At 69.7% G+C, this 4,215-nt stretch carries 3 protein-coding genes; all 3 read left to right on the top strand.

The genetic code is table 11. The features are described from left to right. The first annotated feature begins 104 nt into the window (after positions 1-104). The 3 genes from manA to ahcY all read left to right on the top strand — a co-directional run bounded on the left by manA (position 105) and on the right by ahcY (position 4,092). Positions 105-1,280: a mannose-6-phosphate isomerase, class I gene (manA, locus tag JS521_RS31545; protein ID WP_205086340.1), complete on the top strand. Its 1,176-nt coding sequence runs from the start codon at positions 105-107 to the stop codon at positions 1,278-1,280. 90 nt (positions 1,281-1,370) lie between these two features. Beyond that, a complete protein-coding gene (locus JS521_RS31540) occupies positions 1,371-2,357 on the top strand; it encodes a cation diffusion facilitator family transporter (protein ID WP_205086339.1) in 987 nt (328 codons plus the stop codon). Between the two features lie 277 nt (positions 2,358-2,634). Next, a complete protein-coding gene (gene ahcY, locus JS521_RS31535) occupies positions 2,635-4,092 on the top strand; it encodes an adenosylhomocysteinase (protein ID WP_205086338.1) in 1,458 nt (485 codons plus the stop codon). The last annotated feature ends 123 nt before the right edge of the window (positions 4,093-4,215 follow it).

The raw sequence follows: 4,215 nt of genomic DNA, 5'->3' as shown, positions 1-4,215 counted from the left end.
CCCCCCTCGCCTTTATGTTTTTTACCGCCGCGCCTAGCATCCGCGTTTTCTGCTTGTCTCGGGGGCTCGGATTGGTGTATAAGAGACTGCCCGAGGACGACTCCATGGACCGGCTGTCCAACACCGTGCGCCCCTACGCCTGGGGGTCCACCACGGCCATCCCCGCCCTGCTCGGCATCGCGCCCACCGGCGAACCGCAGGCCGAGATGTGGATGGGAGCCCACCCCGGAGCGCCCTCACGTATCACCCGCACCACCGCGTCCGGCGAGACGGAACTCGCCCTCACCGAGGCCATCGACGCCGACCCGGAAGGCGAGCTCGGCGCGCCGACCGTCGCCCGGTTCGGCCCCCGCCTCCCCTTCCTCCTGAAGCTGCTCGCCGCCGGCGCCCCTCTCTCCGTCCAGGTCCACCCCGACCTGGACCAGGCCCGCGAGGGGTACGCCGACGAGGAGGCCCGGGGCGTCCCGATAGACGCCCCCCACCGCACGTACAAGGACGCGAACCACAAGCCCGAACTGATCTGCGCCCTCACCCCCTTCGCCGGCCTCTGCGGCTTCCGCCCGCCCACCGAGGCGGCGGACGCGATGGAGGCGCTGGGAGTCGACTCCCTCAAGCCGTACGTGGACCTCCTCCGCGCCCACCCCGAGGAGGCCGCCCTCCGCGAGGTGCTCACGGCGATCCTCGGCGCGAACCCGGCGGAGATGGCCGAGACCGTGACGGAGGCGGCGGCCGCCGCCGAACGCCTCGGCGGCGCCCACGCCCCGTACGCCCGCATCGCCCATCACTTCCCCGGCGACCCCGGGGTCCTCGCCGCGATGCTGCTCAACTACGTGGAACTCCAGCCCGGGGAAGCCCTGTTCCTCGGGGCGGGCGTTCCGCACGCCTATCTCGACGGCCTCGGCGTCGAGATCATGGCCAACTCGGACAACGTGCTGCGCTGCGGCCTGACTCCCAAGCACATCGACGTCCCCGAACTCCTGCGCATCGTCCGCTTCGAGGCCACCGAGCCCGGCGTGCTGCGCCCGGAGGCGGCCCCGTCGGGCGAGGAGCTCTACGAGACCCCGGTCGACGAGTTCGCCTTGTCCCGCTACACCCTCGCGTCCGGCGCGGCCCCCACCGACCTCACCGCCCCCACCCCCCAGATCCTGCTCTGCACGGCGGGCACGGTCACGGTCGGCGAACTCGCCCTCGCACCGGGGGAGTCGGCCTACGTCCCGGCCGGCGAGGGTGTCGAAGCGACGGGACCGGGCACACTCTTCCGGGCCACCGTGGTGGCCTGACCCACGGGCCGTCCCGGCGGCTGCAACAATGTGCCGCCTCACCACGGCGGCACGTGCCGCCGAGCACCGACGAAGGGACACCACCCACTCATGAGCGCGTCAGGCGGAACCAAGGCGATCGTGGCGGCACTCGCCGCCAACCTCTCGATCGCCGTGGCCAAATTCGTAGCGTTCCTTTTCAGTGGTTCCTCATCGATGCTCGCGGAGAGCGTCCACTCGCTCGCCGACTCGGGCAACCAGGGACTCCTGCTGCTCGGCGGCAAGAGGGCGAAGCGCGAGGCGACCCCTGAACACCCCTTCGGCTACGGGCGCGAGCGCTACATCTACGCGTTCCTCGTCTCCATCGTCCTCTTCTCGGTCGGTGGCATGTTCGCGGTGTACGAGGGCTACGAGAAGATCAAGCACCCGCACGAGATCGAGGCCTGGTATTGGCCGGTCGGGGTCCTGGTCTTCGCGATCATCGCCGAGATCTTCTCCTTCCGTACGGCGATCAAGGAGTCCAACCTCACCCGCGGCGACCGCTCCTGGACCGAGTTCGTCCGCCGTTCCAAGGCCCCCGAGCTGCCGGTCGTCCTGCTGGAGGACCTCGGCGCCCTCGTCGGCCTGATCCTGGCGCTCGGCGGCGTCGGCCTCGCCCTCGCCACCGGCAACGGCGTCTGGGATGGCATCGGCACCCTCTGCATCGGCATCCTGCTGATCGTCATCGCGATCGTCCTGGCCGTGGAGACGAAGTCCCTCCTGCTCGGCGAGTCCGCCGGCATCGAGGACGTCCAGAAGATCAAGGCGGCCGTGGTGGACGGCGACACCGTCACCGGCATCATCCACATGCGGACCCTGCACCTCGGCCCCGAAGAACTGCTGGTCGCCGCCAAGATCGCGGTCCGGCACGACGAGACCGCCGCCGAGGTCGCCGAGGCCATCAACGCAGCCGAGAACCGCATCCGCGACGCGGTCCCGATCGCCCGGGTCATCTACCTGGAGCCGGACATCTACAACGCGCAGGCCGCCGCGACCGGAACCAACCCCGGCAAGACGCCCGGCGGCCCGGCCGACGCCCCGAGCGATTCCGGCCACTGACCCACCGCACACCGGCCCCGATCGGCCCGGTGACCCCTCACACACGCCCCTCTCCCCGAACGGGCTGGGGCTCACTGGGCCGTTCGGTGTAGATTCGGATACGGAAAACAGACGTCGCTGCTGATGGCGGTCGACCGGCTGGCACCAGCGAGCCGGGCGAGGGACAGAGGGCCTCCGACGGACTGCACTGCGAATCGCCCGGGCATTCCTGTGCCCGCCGCCCCGCAGAGTCAGCCCAGACAGCCCACCCTCGACCCATCACGAGGAGCAGCCCGTTATGACGACGGCCACCAACCGCCAGGACTTCAAGGTCGCCGACCTCTCCCTCGCCGCTTTCGGGCGCAAGGAGATCACGCTCGCCGAGCACGAGATGCCCGGCCTGATGTCGATCCGCAAGGAGTTCGCCGCCGCCCAGCCGCTGGCCGGCGCCCGGATCACCGGCTCGCTGCACATGACCGTGCAGACCGCCGTGCTCATCGAGACCCTCGTCGCCCTGGGCGCCGAGGTCCGCTGGGCCTCCTGCAACATCTTCTCCACCCAGGACCACGCGGCCGCCGCCATCGCGGTCGGCCCGAACGGCACCCCGGAGGCCCCCGCGGGCGTCCCGGTCTTCGCCTGGAAGGGCGAGACGCTCGAAGAGTACTGGTGGTGCACGGAGCAGGCGCTGACCTGGCCGAACACCCCCACCGGCGGCCCGAACATGATCCTGGACGACGGTGGCGACGCCACCCTCCTCGTCCACAAGGGCGTCGAGTTCGAGAAGGCGGGCGCCGCCCCGGACCCGTCGACCGCGGACAGCGAGGAGTACGCCAACATCCTCACCCTGCTGAACCGCACCCTCGGCGAGGCCCCGCAGAAGTGGACCCAGCTCGCGTCCGAGATCCGCGGTGTCACCGAGGAGACGACGACGGGCGTCCACCGCCTGTACGAGATGCACCGAGACGGCTCCCTCCTGTTCCCCGCGATCAACGTGAACGACGCGGTGACCAAGTCGAAGTTCGACAACAAGTACGGCTGCCGCCACTCCCTCATCGACGGCATCAACCGCGCCACCGACGTCCTCATCGGCGGCAAGACCGCCGTCGTCTTCGGCTACGGCGACGTGGGCAAGGGCTGCGCGGAGTCCCTGCGCGGCCAGGGCGCCCGCGTGATCATCACGGAGATCGACCCGATCTGCGCGCTCCAGGCGGCGATGGACGGCTACCAGGTCGCCACGCTGGACGATGTCGTGGAGACGGCCGACATCTTCATCACCACGACGGGCAACAAGGACATCATCATGGCCAAGGACATGGCCCGGATGAAGCACCAGGCCATCGTCGGGAACATCGGCCACTTCGACAACGAGATCGACATGGCCGGTCTCGCCCAGATCGACGGCATCGTCAAGGACGAGGTCAAGCCCCAGGTCCACACCTGGACGTTCGCCGACGGCAAGGTCCTCATCGTCCTGTCCGAGGGCCGCCTCCTCAACCTGGGCAACGCGACCGGACACCCGTCCTTCGTGATGTCCAACAGCTTCGCGGACCAGACCCTCGCGCAGATCGAGCTGTTCACGAAGCCCCAGGAGTACCCGACCGACGTGTACGTGCTGCCCAAGCACCTGGACGAGAAGGTCGCCCGTCTCCACCTCGACGCCCTGGGCGTCAAGCTCACGACCCTGCGCCCCGAGCAGGCGGCGTACATCGGTGTCGAGGTAGAGGGCCCGTACAAGCCCGACCACTACCGCTACTGATCCACTCACGGCGGGGGGGGGGGCGGCCCCCCCCCCCCCCCGCGGCGGCCCCCCCCCCCGCCGCCCATACGCAGCAGATTGCTTAACAGTCAGGTATAAAAAAGACCCAGCCCCCCCTAAAGG

This window comes from Streptomyces durocortorensis, assembly GCF_016901035.1.
Taxonomy (GTDB): Bacteria; Actinomycetota; Actinomycetes; order Streptomycetales; family Streptomycetaceae; genus Streptomyces; species Streptomyces durocortorensis.
The sequence above is the reverse complement of the archived record's forward strand: the minus strand, read 5'-3'. Positions and strand labels throughout refer to the sequence as shown.

What these genes read in the sequence shown, in the direction of transcription:
- manA (WP_205086340.1), top strand. Translation starts at nt 105, where the DNA reads ATGGACCGGCTGTCCAACACCGTGCGCCCCTACGCCTGGGGGTCCACC.
- JS521_RS31540 (WP_205086339.1), top strand. Translation starts at nt 1,371, where the DNA reads ATGAGCGCGTCAGGCGGAACCAAGGCGATCGTGGCGGCACTCGCCGCC.
- ahcY (WP_205086338.1), top strand. Translation starts at nt 2,635, where the DNA reads ATGACGACGGCCACCAACCGCCAGGACTTCAAGGTCGCCGACCTCTCC.